Source organism: Comamonas antarctica (assembly GCF_013363755.1).
Classification (GTDB): domain Bacteria; phylum Pseudomonadota; class Gammaproteobacteria; order Burkholderiales; family Burkholderiaceae_C; genus Comamonas; species Comamonas antarctica.
On the sequence record NZ_CP054840.1, the window covers coordinates 2,466,126 to 2,482,900 of the forward strand.

13 protein-coding genes and 2 tRNA genes are annotated in these 16,775 nt (G+C 68.2%); 6 read left to right on the plus strand and 9 right to left on the minus strand.

From position 1 onward, the window contains the following. The first annotated feature begins 57 nt into the window (after positions 1-57). Genes HUK68_RS11515 through HUK68_RS11525 form a run of 3 tightly spaced genes read left to right on the plus strand, consistent with a single transcriptional unit; the run spans position 58 to position 3,648 of the window. On the plus strand, positions 58-1,656 hold the full coding sequence (locus HUK68_RS11515) for a CHASE2 domain-containing protein (protein ID WP_175504272.1): 1,599 nt from the start codon (positions 58-60) through the stop codon (positions 1,654-1,656). After that, positions 1,653-2,006: a hypothetical protein gene (locus tag HUK68_RS11520; protein ID WP_175504273.1), complete on the plus strand. Its 354-nt coding sequence runs from the start codon at positions 1,653-1,655 to the stop codon at positions 2,004-2,006. The genes HUK68_RS11515 and HUK68_RS11520 overlap by 4 nt, the downstream gene beginning before the upstream one ends. Continuing rightward, positions 1,993-3,648 (plus strand): M48 family metalloprotease, encoded by a 1,656-nt coding sequence (locus tag HUK68_RS11525; protein WP_175504274.1) that lies wholly within the window; start codon positions 1,993-1,995, stop codon positions 3,646-3,648. Before HUK68_RS11520 ends, HUK68_RS11525 begins: the two co-directional genes overlap by 14 nt. Positions 3,649-3,662: 14 nt before the next feature. Here the strand turns inward: HUK68_RS11525 and sodC are convergent, their stop codons facing one another. Continuing rightward, complete coding sequence (sodC, locus tag HUK68_RS11530) at positions 3,663-4,193, minus strand: superoxide dismutase family protein (protein ID WP_175504275.1); 531 nt, start codon at positions 4,191-4,193, stop codon at positions 3,663-3,665. 133 nt (positions 4,194-4,326) lie between these two features. Then, positions 4,327-4,402, minus strand: a tRNA-His gene (locus tag HUK68_RS11535). 207 nt (positions 4,403-4,609) lie between these two features. Between HUK68_RS11535 and HUK68_RS11540 the strand changes: the two genes are divergently transcribed. Together HUK68_RS11540 and HUK68_RS11545 are read left to right on the plus strand one after the other, a co-directional pair. Next, on the plus strand, positions 4,610-5,566 hold the full coding sequence (locus tag HUK68_RS11540; RefSeq protein ID WP_175504276.1) for a sulfurtransferase: 957 nt from the start codon (positions 4,610-4,612) through the stop codon (positions 5,564-5,566). A gap of 106 nt (positions 5,567-5,672) precedes the next feature. Then, positions 5,673-6,911 carry a YeeE/YedE family protein gene (locus HUK68_RS11545; protein WP_175504277.1) on the plus strand — a complete coding sequence of 413 codons (1,239 nt, stop codon included), beginning with the start codon at positions 5,673-5,675 and terminating at the stop codon, positions 6,909-6,911. 7 nt (positions 6,912-6,918) lie between these two features. On the opposite strand, the gene HUK68_RS11550 is transcribed toward HUK68_RS11545, so the two are convergent. The 5 genes from HUK68_RS11550 to HUK68_RS11570 all read right to left on the minus strand — a co-directional run bounded on the left by HUK68_RS11550 (position 6,919) and on the right by HUK68_RS11570 (position 14,245). Further along, positions 6,919-8,256, minus strand: coding sequence for a PQQ-dependent sugar dehydrogenase (locus HUK68_RS11550; RefSeq protein ID WP_175504278.1), 1,338 nt, complete (start codon positions 8,254-8,256; stop codon positions 6,919-6,921). A gap of 98 nt (positions 8,257-8,354) precedes the next feature. Continuing rightward, complete coding sequence (locus HUK68_RS11555) at positions 8,355-10,319, minus strand: bifunctional metallophosphatase/5'-nucleotidase (protein ID WP_175504279.1); 1,965 nt, start codon at positions 10,317-10,319, stop codon at positions 8,355-8,357. A gap of 91 nt (positions 10,320-10,410) precedes the next feature. Then, complete coding sequence (ctaD, locus tag HUK68_RS11560; protein WP_175504280.1) at positions 10,411-12,933, minus strand: cytochrome c oxidase subunit I; 2,523 nt, start codon at positions 12,931-12,933, stop codon at positions 10,411-10,413. Beyond that, positions 12,930-13,850, minus strand: a complete 921-nt coding sequence (coxB, locus tag HUK68_RS11565) for a cytochrome c oxidase subunit II (RefSeq protein ID WP_175504281.1) — start codon at positions 13,848-13,850, stop codon at positions 12,930-12,932. The genes ctaD and coxB overlap by 4 nt, the downstream gene beginning before the upstream one ends. Next, positions 13,847-14,245: a c-type cytochrome gene (locus tag HUK68_RS11570; protein WP_175504282.1), complete on the minus strand. Its 399-nt coding sequence runs from the start codon at positions 14,243-14,245 to the stop codon at positions 13,847-13,849. The genes coxB and HUK68_RS11570 overlap by 4 nt, the downstream gene beginning before the upstream one ends. 50 nt (positions 14,246-14,295) lie before the next feature. Between HUK68_RS11570 and HUK68_RS11575 the strand changes: the two genes are divergently transcribed. Next, on the plus strand, positions 14,296-15,150 hold the full coding sequence (locus tag HUK68_RS11575; RefSeq protein WP_175504283.1) for a c-type cytochrome: 855 nt from the start codon (positions 14,296-14,298) through the stop codon (positions 15,148-15,150). 7 nt (positions 15,151-15,157) lie between these two features. On the opposite strand, the gene HUK68_RS11580 is transcribed toward HUK68_RS11575, so the two are convergent. Next, on the minus strand, positions 15,158-16,270 hold the full coding sequence (locus tag HUK68_RS11580) for a BamA/TamA family outer membrane protein (RefSeq protein ID WP_175504284.1): 1,113 nt from the start codon (positions 16,268-16,270) through the stop codon (positions 15,158-15,160). Positions 16,271-16,630: 360 nt separating this feature from the next. Further along, positions 16,631-16,706: transfer RNA gene (locus tag HUK68_RS11585), tRNA-His, on the minus strand. Between the last annotated feature and the right edge of the window lie 69 nt (positions 16,707-16,775).

Sequence of the window (16,775 nt, forward strand, 5' to 3'; positions counted from 1 at the left end):
CCCGGGCCGCCGCAGCATGCCATCCCGCGTCCCGCTCAGCCCGTCCTCTCCCGCTCCATGTCCCGTCCGAAAGTCCATACCCTGCGCCAGCGCGTGGACGCCCTGCTGCGCGATGCCCTGTACCTTGGCGGTGCGGGCGAGGGCTGGCGGTGTCCCGGCCCGCTGGCATTGCTGCTCGGCTTCATGCTGCTGGCCGCGGTCTCGTTCGGCATGCTCTGGCTGGGTGACCGGATCAATGCGCAGGGCATGGCCGTCACGCGCTTCATGGCCAAGGCGCAGGCACCCGTCAGCGCCCAGCTGGCCTATCCCGCCAAGGGCCGCGATGCCATCACCGTGGTGCTGTACGACCAGCCCTTTCTCGACGGGCTGGGCACGGCGTGGCCCATTTCCTACCAGGAACATGCCGACTGGCTGGGCCGCCTCGTGGATCTGCCCGGCGCCCCGCCCAAGGCGGTCATGGTCGACATCACCTTTGGCCAGGAGCGGCCCGACCCGAGCTGGGCCGCGCTCGAGCAACAGCTATGCGCGATGCACGCGCGCGGCATCGCGGTATTTCTCGCGGCACTGCCCGACGCGGCCACCGGCCGGCTTGCGGTGCGGCGCGAACTGATGGACGCGAGCAGCCGCTGCTTCGCGTTGGTGGGCGTCGACTATGTGCCCGACCCGCTCGATGCCGTGGCCTGGACCTATCAGATGCAGCGCCATTTCAATGGCACCGCCTGGGTCGAGGGCCCGTCGCCCGACCCCCAGGCGCAGCCGGCCTATCGCAGCGCGGCGCTGGCCATGGCCGAGGACGTGGCCGGCATCGCGCGCGGCGCGCATCCCCAACCCATGGCCCTGGTCTGGGGGCACAACTCGGCGCCCGCGGCCGCGGGCACGGCGCGCCACTGCGCGCCTGGCGAGCGCCGCTGGAGCAGCCTGGTGCCAGGCCTCGTGCGCCAGCTCTGGGAAGACGCGCCGACGCAGGCGCTGTGCCCGTACCACCGAACGCTGACGTTCAGCGACATCGCGGGACTCGACGAAGCGGCCCTGGCGCAGCACGTCTCGGGCAAGTACCTGTTTGTCGGCGCCCAGGTCGCGGGCTACAACGACTATGCGCAGTCGCCGGTGCACGGCCGGGTTGCGGGCGTGCACATGCATGCGATGGCGCTGGACAACTTCCTGACCTATGGCAACGACTACAAGCAAAGCGCCGAATGGACGCTGCCGCCGCCGCGCGCACTGCTGCTGCCGGGACTGAGCGCCATTGCCGCGGTGTTCCTCGTGCACCTGGTCTGGAATTTCCTGCGCGCGCGGCTGCGCCGGCGCGGGTCGGCGCTGCGTGACGCGGCGCTGCGGCGCTGGCCCGGACTGCCGCGGCCGCTGTCGCCCGACGCGCCCTCGCGCCTGCGCACGCGCCTGGCCTGGTGCGCGCTGGCCGCGGCCGGCTGGATAGCCGCCATCACGCTCAAGGCAATTGCCGCCATGGCGCTGATTGCCGCGTTCCAGCATTTTTCGCGCATCGGCATGCTGCCCGTCGTCGAGCTGGTCGGCATGACGCTGGTGGCCGAAGGCCTGGGCTATCTCGCGCGCCTGCGCTGGTTGCTGCTCGGGCCCGATCCCGAGCCGGCGGCGCGGCCATCCCCATCCCCTCGAACTCCTGGAGACCGTGAATGAAAACCGCTTTCTTCCTTGCTGCCTGCCTGGCCGCGGCCGCGTGCACCGCACAGGCGCAGGACCGCATCGTTGCCGCCAGCCCCAGCAGCAGGACCACGGTGGACCTGTTCGCGTCCGCGGGCGCGGCGGCTGCGGCGCGCCAGGCGCCGGTGGCGGAACTGGGGCTGCCGCTGACCATCGAGGAATCGAAGTCCAGCTTCCATCGCGTGCGCATCGCCGGCCAGGACTACTGGATCAAGGGAGTGCACGTGCGCATCCTGCGCGGCGCCGAGGGCGGCTGCGCCACCCAGCGCGTCGACAGCCAGCCGACCATCGCCACGCCCGGAGCAGGACCCAATGCCTGCAAGTGAGGCCCGCCGCGGGGTTGCCCGCCACGGGATCGCCCGCCGCGGCCTCTGGCCACTGGCGCTGCTGTGCGCGCTGCTGGCCGGCTGCGAGACCATGCCGCAGGCGTTGAACCAGCTGCCGGGCATGTCCAGCCTGGCACAGAAGCCCGCCAGCCCGCTCGAGGCGCTGCCGGCGCCCGAAGCGCGCGCCTGGCCCGATCCGCAGCAGGACGTGATCAACCAGCGCGCACGCGGTTTCGGCCTGGTGCATGCGCCCGAAGCCCAGCGCTATCTCAACGGCTTGCTGGCACGCATCAAGGCCGCGGCGCTGGTGCCCGACTGGCCCGGCGACGTGTATCTGCTGGCTCAGTCCTCGCTCAGCGCCTATGCGACCGCTGCGGGCAACATCTATGTCTCGCTGCCCTGGCTGCAATCGGTCCAGAGCGAGGACGAACTGGTGGCGCTGCTGGCCCATGAGTTCGGGCATATCTACCTGCACTACCACAGCCTCGAAGGCGCGATTGCCGGCGCCGACACGGCCGCCGGCTTTGCCTCGCTGGGCCTGGGCATCGCGTACAAGACCGCACAGGCCACCGGGTGGAACCAGGTCGACACGCTGCAGGCCTCCTATGCGCTGGGCAAGACGCTGACCACGGCGCTGTATGGCCAGACCCAGGAAGGCGCGGCCGACCGCTTTGCGCTGCATGTCACGCACCGCCTGGGCTACAGCTATGAGCATGGAGCCAAGGCCTTTCTCGAGCGCCAGGCGGGATGGGAGCAGCAAAACGAAACCCTGGAGCTGCAAAAGCAGGAGGCACTGAAGCAGGCACTGCAGGCCAGTACCATCGAACGCGCCAGGCGCACGGCACCCCAGAGCAACAACGCGGTGTCCACCGCGCTCAACGATGCCTCGGCCAATCTGCAGGCCGGAATCAATGGCGGCCTGAACCAGGCCAGCTTCGATTTGTCGCGCTGGATCGGCAAGCTCACCAGCGCGCATCCCGAAACCGTCAAGCGCCAGGACAGCCTGGCCGAGATCGCCGAACGCTACCCCGAGGTTGCCGAGGACCGCGCGCCCACGCAGGCGCCGCTGCAGGCGGCGCTGGCGCAAAAGCGCACCCAGCTCATCCTGAAGAACTACCAGGCCGCATACAAGGCCATGGAAGCGCCGCAGTCGCCCGGCGCCGTGGCGCTCGCCCGCCAGGCCGCGTCGGGCCCGACCGCGACGCACGCCGTGCCCTTGTTCGCCCTGTACAGCGCCGCCAGCGCGCAGCCGGGCGCGGTGCGCGGCCTGCCGCGCGACCTGGGCAGCCTGTTCGAGGCCAACTTCAATTCGGAGACCGATCGGGCCTGGGCGCTCTACACCGAGCGCAGCACGCGCCTGAAGGAAAGCGGGCAGCGCGACGCATCGAAAAAGCTGCTCGAGCGCGGCCTGCAGCACTTCGCCGTGGCCGAGGAGACCATGCCCTACGCGGTCAGGTTCTACGGCGAGGTCGATGGCTGGGAGCGCGCAAAGCAGCAGGCCCAGCAATGCCGCCAGCGCTTTCCGCGCGTTGCGGGACGCTGCGACAGCGCGGCGCGCAGCCCGCAGGAAGTGGCCGAGATCGACCGGCGCACCGAAAAGAAGGCCAGCGAGATCACCGACCGCTGGCTGAAGAAGAAGTAGCCGGGCGCGCCCGCTCAGCCGGGAATGACGCCGCAGGCCATGCGCGCGCCGCCACCGCCCAGCGGCGCGGGATGGTCGGAATGGTTGTCGCCGCCGACATGCACCATGAGCGCGCGCTGGCTGACGTCCGCCAGCTTCAGGCGCGGCGCCAGCACCGGCGAGGTGGCGGTGCCGTCGGCAGCCACATAGAGTGCTGGCAGATCGCCCAGATGGCCGTCGCCCCAGGGCTCGCCATGCTTGCCGCTGCCCTTGGGATCGTAGTGGCCGCCGGCGGCGCCCGCGGGCGTCTTCACGCCATCCTTTTCGGTCGGTGCGCACGAGCCTTTCTCATGCACATGGAAGCCATGCTGGCCGGCGGTCAGCCCCTTGAGGTCGGGATAGAACGCCAGGCCGTAGGAGGTCTCGACGATGCGCACCGTGCCCACGGCCGGGCCTTCGCCATTGGCGGTGGCCGTGTTCAGCGTGACGGTGCGTTCCGCGGCGCCCGCGGACAGCGCGGCAAACGACATCAACAGGCCGCAGGACAGAAGGGAAATCTGCTTCATTCGGTGGTTCCTTGGTGGTTGGACACGGGAAGAACCACTATATGCGAGCCCCCGGCCTCGGACAACGCCTGCGGCCGCAAATGCAAAAAGGACCCGAAGGTCCTTTTTGCTGCTGACGAATTCAGCGGTGTTCTGGGGTGGCTGATGGGGCTCGAACCCACGACAACAGGAATCACAATCCTGGACTCTACCAACTGAGCTACAGCCACCGTATTCACGAATTATAGCGTGGTTTTTTGACCTGTCGAAGCAAGTGGCAGGAATGTGCATCAGCCCGCCACGGTATGCGTGCGCCGCATATCCATGCGCCAAAAACTCACTTGGCGGCCGCGGCACGCGCTTCTACATTCAGTTGCAAGTGCTGGCCGCGGAGGCTGGCGCGAATCCCTCCGTCTCCCAACCCATCAAGGATCACCATGACAACGACAGCTTTCGCCCCCGGCCTGCGCGCCCTTGCCACGGTCTTGCTGGCCAGCGTGGCCGGCGCGGCACTCGCCAATACCCCACCGGCCGCCGCGGCAGCCGCGGGCCCGCTGGTCACCACCGAATGGCTGGCGCAGAACCTCAACCGCTCCGACCTGCGCGTGATCGAAGTCAGCGTCAATCCCGGCGTCTACGAGCGCGCGCACATTCCGGGCGCGGTGAACTTCTCCTGGCACACCGACCTCAACGACAAGCTGCGCCGCGACATCGTCGGCAAGCAGGACTTCGAGAAGCTGCTGTCCAAGGCCGGCGTGAAGGACGACACCACGGTGGTGCTCTACGGCGACACCAACAACTGGTTTGCCGCCTGGGGCGCATGGGTGTTCGACATCTATGGCGTGAAGAACGTCAAGCTGCTCGATGGCGGCCGCAGGAAGTGGGAGGCCGAAAGCCGCGCGCTGAACAACCGCGCGCCCGACTACGCCGCCACCAGCTACCGCGTCGGCAAGGTCAACCTGGACCTGCGTGCGCGCCTGAGCGATGCGCTGGCCGTGGCCGAAGGCAAGTCGCAGGCCAAGCTGATCGATATCCGCTCGGGCGACGAATACCAGGGCAAGATCTTTGCCCCGGCCGGCGTGCCCGAACTCGCGATCCGCGCCGGCCACATTCCCGGCGCGGTGAACGTGCCCTGGGGCCAGGCGGTGCAGGAGGACGGCACCTTCAAGCCCAAGGAAGAGCTGCGCAAGCTCTACGCCGGCGTGGGCATCGACGGCAGCAGGTCGGTCATCACCTACTGCCGCATCGGCGAGCGCTCCAGCCACACCTGGTTCGCGCTGTCGAAGATCCTGGGCTACGACGTGAAGAACTACGACGGCTCCTGGACCGAATACGGCAACGCCGTGGGCGTGCCCATCACCAACCCGGCCGGCACCGTCTGGGCGGCGAAGTAAGCAAGACGTTCATGGCGGGCCAACCACACCGTTTGAGGTCAGCCTGCCGCTTCACCGTCCGTCCTGAGCCTGTCGAAGGATGAACGTCCTGCTCTCGAGAACAAGCATGTCCGTTGTAGAAATACCCACCCAAAGCCCGCCCGCCCCCACGGCCTGGCAACCCTGGGCCGCAGCTGCGCTCCTGGTCCTGCTGGGATGGTTCTCCACCCAGCTGCAGACCTGGACCGGCGGCCGCACCCTGGTCTTCGCCCTTTCCATCGGCATGGCACTGGGCGTGGTGCTGCAACGCACACGCTTTTGCTTCTACTGCCACGCGCGCGACTGGCTGCAGCGGGGCGACCCGCGCGGCATCCTGGCCATCGTGCTGGCATGGGCCGTGGGCGTGGCGGGCATGACGGTCGTGCAGGGCAGCTGGGTGGCCCATCCGCAAGCCGGGCAGCTCCCTCCCGAGATGCATATCGGCCCGGTGAGCTGGGTGCTGGTGCTGGCCGGGCTGGCCTTCGGCGCGGGCATGGCGGTGTCGGGCTCGCGCATCAGCGCGCACTGGTACCGGTTGGCCGAAGGCTCGGCCGTGGCGCCCTTTGCGCTGATCGGCACCGGCCTGGGCTTCGCGCTGGGCTTCCACAGCTGGAACCCGTTGTACAGCGCGGCCGTGGCCGATGCCCCCGTGGTCTGGCTGCCCCGGTATCTGGGCTATGGCGGCGCGCTGGCCGTGCAGCTCGGCGCGCTGGGGCTCTCGGCGGCCTGGATCTGGCACCGCCATCTGCAGCGCCAGGCCGGCAAGCCGCGCGCCAGCGCCGCGTCCGCGCCGCAGGATCTGCGCAGCCTGTGGCAGTCGCTGTGGACCGGCCGCTGGAACTATGCGCTGGGCGGGCTGCTGGTCGGGCTGATCAGCGTGGCCGCCATCGTGCGCATGCGGCCGCTGGGCGTCACGGCCACGCTGGGCAGCCAGGTGCGCGGCGCGCTGCAGCAGCACGGCTGGGTGCCGGCTCGGCTCGATGGACTCGATGGCTTTGCCGGCTGCGCCACGCTGCCGCAGGAAAGCTGGGCCACCCCCAATGCGCTGGTGCTGGTGGGACTGATCGGCGGTGCCTTCGTCGCCGCGCTCGCGAGCCGGCAATTCGCGCCAAGGCTTCCAACCGCCAGGGATGCGCTGCGCGGCATTGCGGGCGGCACGTTACTGGGCTGGGGCGCCATGACGGGATTGGGCTGCACCATCGGCACGCTGCTCTCCGGCGGCATGGCCGGCGCGCTGAGCGCCTGGGTATTTGGCGCCGCCATGCTCGCAGCGCTGTGGCTGGTATTCCGCTGGCAGGATTGGCTGGCAGCGCGCCGCGCCGCCTGAGACCGGCTTACTTCGCCGGCGCCACGCGCCACAGGGTGTTGCCGACATCATCGGCCACCAGCAGCGCGCCCTTGCCGTCGAGCGCCACGCCCGCGGGCCGGCCGTAGGCCTTGCCTTCGTCGTTCAGGAAGCCGCCCAGGAACTGCACCGGTGCGCCCGAAGGGCGGCCCGATGCGAACGGCACGAACACCACGTTGTAGCCGACCAGTTCCTTGCGGTTCCACGAGCCGTGCTGGCCGATGAACACGCCGTTGGCATAGGGCGCAGGCATGCGCGCATCGGAAAACGCCATGCCCAGCGGCGCCACATGCGCGCCCAGGCCGTAATCCGGCGCAATCGCCTTGGCCACCATGTCCGGGTTGGCGGGCTTCACGCGTTCGTCGACATGCTGGCCCCAGTAGCTCCAGGGCCAGCCGTAGAACGCGCCGTCCTTGACCGAGGTGAGGTAATCGGGCACCAGGTCGTTGCCGAGTTCATCGCGCTCGTTGACCACGGTCCAAAGCGTCTTGGACTGCGGCTCCCATCCCAGGCCGTTGGGATTGCGCAGGCCGCTCGCGAACAAGCGCTTGTTGCCGCTTGCCACGTCGACTTCCCAGATCGCGGCGCGGCCCTCTTCCGCGGCCATGCCGTTGTCGCCGATATTGCTGTTCGAGCCCACGGTCGCATACAGCTTGCTGCCGTCGGCGCTGGCCAGAATGTTCTTGGTCCAGTGGTGGTTGGCGCCTGCGGGCAGGTCGGTGAGCTTGACCGGCGTGGCCGAGATCGAGGTCTGCCCGGTCTCGTAGGGCACCTTGACGATGGCATTCGCGTTGGCGATGTAGAGCTCTTTGCCGACCAGTGCCATGCCGTAGGGCGACACCAGGTTCTGCAGGAAGACGCTGCGGGTCTCGGCCACGCCGTCGCCGTCGGCATCGCGCAGCAGCGTGATGCGATTGGCGCTGGGCGTGCCCGCGCCCGCGCGCTTTTGCACCATGCCCATGGCCTTGCCGCGCAGGCCGTCGGCATGCACGTTCTTCGCGCCCGCTTCGGGTTCGGGCTTGTTGCTCTCGGCCACCAGCACGTCGCCATTGGGCAGCACATAGACCCAGCGTGGATGGTCCAGTCCCGCGGCCAGCGCCGTGACCCGGAAGCCTTCGGGCGCCTGCGGCATGCGCCCTTCGGCCCAGCCCAGCGCCGGGGCGATGTTGACCGTGGGCAGCAACCCGCCCTTGTCGGGCGCGGGCAGATGCGGGTTCACGCCCATGCCGGGCGCGGCCAGTTGCTGGGCAGAGGCGCCGGCCATGCTGCCGGCCAGCGCCAGCAGCGAAAACCAGCGCAGGGAATGGGAAGGAGCGGGCTTGTTCATGCGCCGAGTATGGTTGGGCGCCTTGGCGCTCCCCTGTAGTCCGGTGCCGCAAGCTCCGGCAGGTACGGCATCAGCCGCCCCCGCCGGCCCCCACCCTCTCAAGGCTGGGCTTGCGGGCCCAGGTACGACCTGGTGCTGTAGAGCGCGGCGTCAAGCGGGCGCAACAACGGCAGTCCGCTCACCGGATCCTTGGCCTGCTTGTCGATATAGGCCTGGAACACATCGGCGTCCAGCACGCCGATATCGAGACGGCGCGCGGCCGGCACGGCCTTCAGCGTGTCATAGCCGTCGCCGCCATTGGCATTGAAGCTCAGCACGAACAGCTTGTAGGTCCTGGCCATGTCGAGCACGCCCCACAGCCCCGTGGCCGCGTCGCGCACCTCGACATTGGCCACGCGGCTGCCGCGCGCAAGCCCCGCGTTCACGTCGAAGCGCAAGCCGCCGGTGTAAGGGTACGAACCGGTGGAGTTGCCGCCATACACGGCCTGCAGGCCGTCTTCCAGCATGCTCTTGACTTCCTGGCCCGTGACTTCGAGGCGCATCAGCATATTGCCGAATGGCAGCACCTCGATGACATTGGCCGCCGTCACATTGCCCTTCAGCGGCACGCGCACGCCCCCGCCGCTTTGCAGCGAGATGTCGGCGCCGCCATAGCTGGCGTTGGCCACATCCACATAGGCCTGGGCCACCAGTTGCTGGATGTCGCCGCCGCGCAGGCTCACCTGGCCCAGCGCATTGCAGTCCGCGCCGGAACGGCTGTAATCGACGCTGCCGACACCCCCGGGCACGCGGCGCGAGCACAATTCCTGCGGCGCCGTCGCGACCTGGCTCTTGCTGAACACGTCGACCTTGTCCTTGAACGGCTGCAGCGTGGCGGTGGCGGCGGCGCTGGGCGCGGTCACGCGCAGGAAGCCGCTGGCGTTCACATCGGCCAGGATGCTGGCTTTCTGCGCCTCGGTGGCGGCCGCCTTGGCCACCGTGAAGCCGTCGCCGATCAAGACGTGCGGCGTGCCCACGCATTGGGTCACGTCGCCATTGGCATCGAACGACACCTTGAGTTCACCGACCACCTGGCTGTATTCCCAGGCATGCACCAGGCACACCGGCTTGCCGTCCTTGTTGGTCAGGCGCGTCGGGTAGTCGCCGGCCGGCGAGCCGACGCCATAGGTTTCGAGGCTGGCGGGACCCAGCAGGGTGTGGGAATCGCCACCCACGACCACGTCCACGCCACTCAGCTTGGGAATGATGGCCTTGTCGTAGTCATAGCCGATGTGGCTCATCACCACGATCTTGTTGATGCCGCGCGCGCGCAGCGCATCGATCTCGCGCTGCGCCGCCACGGTTTCGTCTTCGAACGTGGTGTCGGCGTCGGGGCTCGACGAAGCCTTGGTCTTGCTGGCGATGGTCAGGCCGACCAGGCCGATCGACTGGCCGTCGCGCTGCACGACCACCGACTTGTTCACGTAGCCCGGCGCCTTGGCCGGGAACAGCGCCGAACTGGCGCCGAACTCGACGTTGGCGCTGAGCACCGGCGTCTTGCAGCTGCCCTTGTGCAGCAGGTCGATGAAGCTCTTGAGGTTGCTGTCGCCCTTGTCGAACTCATGGTTGCCCAGCGTGAACGCATCGAAGCACACGGTATTCATCAGCGCCGCGTCGGCTTCGCCGTTGGCGCCCGCGCGGTTGAAGTACAGCGTGCCGGTCTGCGCATCGCCGGCATGCAGCTTCAGCACGTTCTTCGACTGGGCGGCCAGCTGCTCGATGGCCGCCGTGACGCGCGGAAAACCGCCCGCATCGGCGGTCACGGTGCCAGCGGCCGCGCCAGCGCCGGTCTTGAGCTTGAGGTCCTTGCTCTTGCTGTCGAGGTTGGAGTGGTGGTCGCCGACATGCAGGATGGTCAGATCCATGGGCTGCGCGGCGGGGCCGGTGCCGGTGCCGGTGCCCACGTCAACACCATTGCCATTGCCGGCGCCCGGGGTGGCGACATCGCCGTCGCTGCCGCCGCACGCCGTCAGCACGGCGGACACGATGAGACCCAGGGAGAGGACGTAAGGAACGCGTTTCAAGGCTGTCTTTCGGGTTTGCAAAGCGCCAAGCTTGCCGGGCGCGCATGAAACCCCCGTGACACTCCCTGAAAGCAGTGACGCACTGCCCGCTTCAGCCCCCCATCCAGGCCGGCAGCCAGCGCACCAGCGCCATGCCGACGATGGCCTGCGCCACCGTGCCGTGGAACATCAGCGCCGTGTTGTCGAGCGTGGCGCGCGCATCGGGGCGCAGCCAGCCGGCCCAGGAGCGCGCCAGCAGATAGCTGCCCATGACCAGCAGCACCAGCGCGTGGAAGCACTGCCACGACACCAGCGCCGCCACCGTGGCGCTCCAGGCATCGGCGCGCGGCGACAAGCCGTCGCGTAGATGCAGCCCCAGGTCCAGCCCGATCGCACCGATGGCTGCCAGCATGGCCAGCAGCACGGCCAGCCGCAGCACCGACTGCGGCTTGCGGCCCAGGCAACGCTGCGCCCACACCATCAGTCCGGAAGCCGCCAGCAGCATCCCCGCAGGCCACAGCCGCCCCACGGGCAGGCTGGCACCGGGCGGCGGGCAGACATCGAGTGCCATCGATACATGGATATGCGCAAAGCCAAACGAGGCAAAGATCGTCGCATCGACGGCCAGCAGGATCAGCGTCGCCCACCACGAATGCGAGGCGCGGCCCGTGGCCACCGATGGCACGCTCACGCCCTCGCCGATCTGGGCCGTGGGCCGTGGCGGCGGACGGTCCGAGCCCCAGAGCCAGACCAGCATCGCGGCCAGCGAGATCGCCGCCGAGATGAAGGCCGGAATGATCCAGTACACCGTGAGCAGCAGGAAGAAACCCGCCGTGCCCGCGGCCGCGATGAACGGCGGCCAGCCATCGCCGGGCAGGCGCAGCAGATGGCGGATCTGCGCGCTGCCCGGGCTCGTGACCAGCGTCTCGCGCCCGCCGAACACCGTGCCCGGCAGCCAGTGCCGGCCCGCGGGCACTTCCTCGGCCAGCGCCGGCCGGTGCCACAGCGGGGCGCGCGCCTCGATCTGCGGAATGCTGCGCACGCCGTAGTCGCCCTGGGGCAGCCATTCGAGCGAATCCGCGCCCCAGGGGTTGCCCGGCTCGCGTTCCTTGCGCAGGAAGGTGCGCACCAGATCGACCAGGCAGCACAGCACGCCCGCGGCAAACACATAGGAGCCCACCGTCGCCAGCAGGTTGAGCAGCCCCCAGCCCAGACCGTCGGCGTAGGTATAGACGCGCCGCGGCATGCCCGCCAGGCCAGCGATGTGCATGGGAAAGAAGGCCAGGTTGAAGCCGGCAAACATCAGCCCGAAGCTCCAGCGCGCCACGCGCTCCGACAGCGCGTGGCCGTTGTACAGCGGCGCCCAGTAATAGATGCCGGCGAACAAGGGGAACACCAGGCCGCCGATGAGCACGTAATGCAGGTGGGCGACGACGAAGTAGCTGTCGTGCGCCTGCCAGTCGAAGGGCAGCACCGCGAGCATCACGCCGGTGAGCCCGCCCAGCACGAAGATGAAGTGAAAACCCAGCAGGAACAGCGAGGGCGCAGTCATCTGCACCCGCCCCTTCCAGAACGTGGCGATCCACGAGAACACCTGCACGCCGCTGGGAATCGCCACCGCGAAGCTCGCCACCGACGTCACATGCAGCGCCAGCGGCCCCAGGCCCGCGGTGAACATGTGGTGCATCCACAGCAGAAAGCTGATCGTGCCCACGCCCACCAGCGCCCAGACGATCGCGCCGTAGCCCACGAGTTTGGTGCGCGCCATCACCGGCACCATCATCGTCACCATGCCGGCCGCGGGCAGGAAGATGATGTAGACCTCGGGGTGGCCGAAGAACCAGAACAGGTGCTGCCACAGCAGCGGGTCGCCGCCGCGCGCGGGAATGAAGAACGGCCAGTCGAAGGCGCGCTCGAGCTCGAGCAGCAGCGTGCCCGCGATCAGCGCCGGGAACGCAAAGATGATCATCAGCGCTGCGACCAGCGTGGCCCATGCGAACAGCGGCATCTGCATCAGCCGCATGCCGGGCGCGCGCGTGAACAGGATGCCGATGATCAGCTCGATGGCTCCGGCGATGGCCGAGATCTCGATGAAGCCGATGCCCAGCAGCCACCAGTCGGCGCCTATGCCCGGCGAATACTCCTTGCTGGTGAGCGGCGGGTACATGAACCAGCCGCCATCGGGCGAGGCGCCGAAGAACAGCGTGATGAAGAAGGCCAGGCCGCCGATCGCATAGGCCCAGAACGCATAGGCCGACAGCCGCGGGAATGGCAGGTCGCGCGCGCCCAGCATGTTGGGCAGCAGCCAGACCGCGACCGCCTCGACCACCGGCACGGCAAACAGGAACATCATCACCGAGCCGTGCATGGTGAACAGCTGGTTGTAGCTGCCCGCATCCACCAGCGTGTTGTCCGGCACCGCGAGCTGGGTGCGCATGATCAGCGCCAGTATGCCGGCCAGCACGAAGAACAGCAGCGCCGTCGCGAGGTAGTAGACGCCGATCTGGCTGTTGTTGACGGCCGAGATGCGGCGCCAGCCCCGGGGCGGCTGCCAGGCGCGCTGCAGCGCCTGCAGCTCGCCCTCGGGGCGTGGCAGGCGGTTGGGCAGTTCGCGCTGCGCGGGCACGGCGTTCATTGCAGCGATCCCAGCCAGTCACCCAGGGCATCCAGCGTGGCGGGGTCGAGTCGGTCGTAGGAAGGCATGCGGGCTCCGGTTTTGATCTGCTGAATATGCGTCAGCCAGCGCTCGCGGCCTTCGGGCGTGTTGGCCAGCATTCCGGCGCCCAGGTGCAGCCGGCTGCCGAAATGCGTGAGGTCCGGACCCAGCCGCGATTGCTCGCTCACCCCGCGCACGGTGTGGCAGGCGTTGCAGCGGTTCTCCACAAACGCGCTGCGTCCCAGTTCCTGGCGCGCGCTGGCCGGCGCGGGCGCGGGCCGGGCCTGCGCCGCCAGCCAGGCGTCGAAGGCCTGCGGCTCGAGGCCGACGACATGCAGCGCCATCTGCGCATGCTGCGCGCCGCAGAACTCGGCGCACTGGCCGCGCCAGACGCCGGGCTCCTTGGCCGTCACCAGCAGATGCTGCATGCGCCCGGGCAGCATGTCCATCTTGCCGGCGAGTTGCGGCACCCAGAAGCTGTGGATCACATCGGCGCTGGTCAATGCGAAGTAGACCGGTCGGCCCACGGGAATCCGGATCTCGTTGGCCGTGCGCACATCGGCGCCGGTGGCGGGATCGCGGTAGCGCACCTCCCACCACCACATATGTGCGTTCACGGTGACGATCAGCGCGTCGGCGGGCGGCACGGGCTTCCAGGCCGGCATGCGCGGCAGCACCCAGACGAACAGCGCGGTGAGCACCAGCGCGGGAAACACCACGCCGCCGCCGATGACCCACAGCCTGGGCCGCAGGGCGGACGCGCGCGTGCGCAGCGACCAAGCCAAAAGCAGCATCACGCCGATAAAAATCAGCAATCCGCCGCCTATCAACACCCAGGTGACGGTTTCTATGGTCTGCGCGGCATCGCCGGCCGCGAAAAAGGCGCCGTCCTTCATTCGAGCGAAAAGAGAAAGGCGGCCATGGCCCGCGCATCTTCGGGCGAGACGCCCATGCTGGGCATTGCTGTCCCCGGAACCAGTGACTGCGGCGCGATGATCCACCGGGCCAGCGTGTCCGGGCGGTTGGGTACGCGGCCGGCGATGTAGCTGCGCTGGCTCCACGCATCGAGGGGCTGCGCCACGGGTCCGCGCGCGATCGGCACGTCCGGAATCGCATGGCAGGAGCCGCACTGGTACTGCCCCAGCAAGGCCTTGCCACGCTCTATGAGAATGTGGTCCTGCTTGGGGGTGGTGGCGGAATTGTCTTGCGCCTGGATTCCGGTAGGGACGCAGGCCAAACCCGCGAACAGCACCGGCAGCAGCGTAGGCGAAAAGGCATACTTGCGGTTCATTAGCCCATTCTGTCGCACGAATGAGCTCAACTGACGCAAAATCGAAGCAGATGAGAAAAAACCAGCTGTTTCTGATTCTTGCTGTCACGGCGACTGGAATTGCGCTTACAGCAGCCGTCACCGCGGCTGTCGTGGTCTATTCGGGCGCCTACGACATTTCCGCCACGCGCCAGCATTGGCAAGCCACCCATTCGCTGATGGAAGTCGCGATGCGCCAGTCGGTGCGCCGTCAAGCCAGGGATATCGACGAGCCCGCCCTGTCCGACCCGCAGATGGCGCTGCGCGGCGCCGCCACCTACCAGGCCAAATGTGTGCAATGCCATGGCGCGCCCGGCGTGGCGCAGTCCGACATCGGCCTGAGCATGCAGCCGCTGCCCGGCCCGCTGGTCGACGCGCAGCAGCACTGGAAGCCGCGCGAGCTCTACTGGGTGGTACGCCATGGCATCAAGATGACCGGCATGCCGGCCTGGCAATATCGGTTGGAGGATGCGCAGATCTGGGAACTGGTGGCCTTCATGCAGCAACTGCCCCAGCTCAATGCAACCCAATATGCGCAGTGGACCCGGTCGGCGCCCGCGGCCACCGACCGCGTGCGCTTCGAGGCAGCGCTTCCGCCCGACTTCGTTGCCGATGTCGAACGCGGCCGCCAGGCACTGCACCAATACGCATGCAATGCCTGCCACAGCATTCCCGGCATCACCGGCGCCGATGTCTATGTCGGCCCGCCGCTCAAGGGCATGGGCAAGCGCACGCTCATTGCCGGAAGCCTGGCCAACACGCCGCAGAATCTCGCGCGCTGGCTCACCCACACCCAGCAGGTCAAGCCCGGCACGGCCATGCCCCAGCTGGGCGTCACACCCCAGGACGCTCAGGACATGGCGGCGTTCCTGTCCACGCTGCACTGAGCATCGCTCAGCGCCAGGCGCTGCCGACCTGGATGTAGTAGGTGCCGCTTTCCGGGCCGCGCGCATAGTCCAGGCCAACCCAGAGCCCCAGCTTGCGCGCCAGCAGATAGCGCACGCCGACGCCCTTGCTCACCGCCGTGCTGGCATCGTCGAACGAACCACCCTTGCCCCAGGCGCGCCCGGCGCCGATGAATCCGACCGCGGCCCAGCGCGGCGTGAAATTCCAGCGCAGCTCGGTCTCCATCACGGCGGTGTTGCGGTCCTGGTAGCGCGCCGCGGGAATGCCGCGCATGTCGATGAAAGGCAGCATGTAGAACGGCACCTGCCCGCGCGCCGCGCGCCCGTCCACCCGCCCCGCGAGCACCACGTCCTTGCGCACTGGCCAGTAGCCAAAGGCATGGCCGCGGTAGCTCTGGAACCGGGTCGCGCTGCCGATGTCCGGGTCGTAGAACATCGCATCGACCGCGCCGGTCCAGCCTTTAGAAGGGGTGAAGACGTTGTCGCGCGAGTCATGCTCCAGCGTCAGCCCCAGGCCCGAGGCCTTGCGCGCGACCTCGTGGGGCTGCAGCGGAATGCTGGGATTGCCACGGATGTCGAGCTTGTTGCTGAGGTTCATGTAGATCCAGCGCGCGCCCAGCCAGTTGTTGCTCTGGCCCAGCCGCGCCAGCACCTGCTGGCTCGACATCCATCCATCGAGCGAATAGTCGATGCCCGTGGTGTTGCCGCTGGTGCCGTAGTAGGCCAGGTTCACATCGGTTTTGCCGACCGCTCCGCGGTACTTGAAGCGCCCGTCGCCGAAGGTCTTCATGCCGCCCGCAAAGGCCGCCTTGGTCCCGTTCTCGGTCGCCGCCGCGCCCACGACCCAGATGTCCGGCGACACCGCCAGGCCGGATTCCTTGGCCTTCTGCGCCGACTCGGCCATCGAATTGCGCAGGAACATCAAGGCCACGCCACCGCCGTTGCCCACCGCCGGTTCGGTGATGACGATGGGAATGGGCAAGAACCCCTTGCGTTCGATGAGCCAGTCGGACAAATCGAGCTTCCCGTCCTGTTTGTCGGTGATCGCCTCGGGCATGGCCCAGGCGGGCGCCGACGCGCCGAGCAGGCTCAGCAGGGCCATGGGAACGAGGGGGCGAAGGGACGGCAAAGGAATCTGCATTGGATCTCCTGGCGTGATCGAGGTGGCTTGGCGAACCGGGGCACGGGTGCCCAGCCGCCATCACATACAGGCTGAGACGTGCCTGCCCATTGTCCCGATCGAAGTCACACTTCGCGTGTCCCTTTAGGCCTATATGCGCCTCGCGCCCTGCCCTGCGCACTTCGCCCCCACCCGCCCCTTGAGCGCACGGTCGGTCCTCAGAGCGCCACCACCCAGGAACTGAATGCTGTGGGCATGGGGCAGGCACGAAAGGCCCGGGCGGCGAACCGGAAGCGCAACGAAAAAACGCCCGAAACTTGCGCTTCGGGCGTTTTCAATATTTGGGGTGGCTGATGGGGCTCGAACCCACGACAACAGGAATCACAATCCTGGACTCTACCAACTGAGCTACAGCCACCGTAGAAGCATCTATTGTAACCGCAAAAACACGGCCCGATGGCGAATCGCGCCATCCGGCCGCATTTAA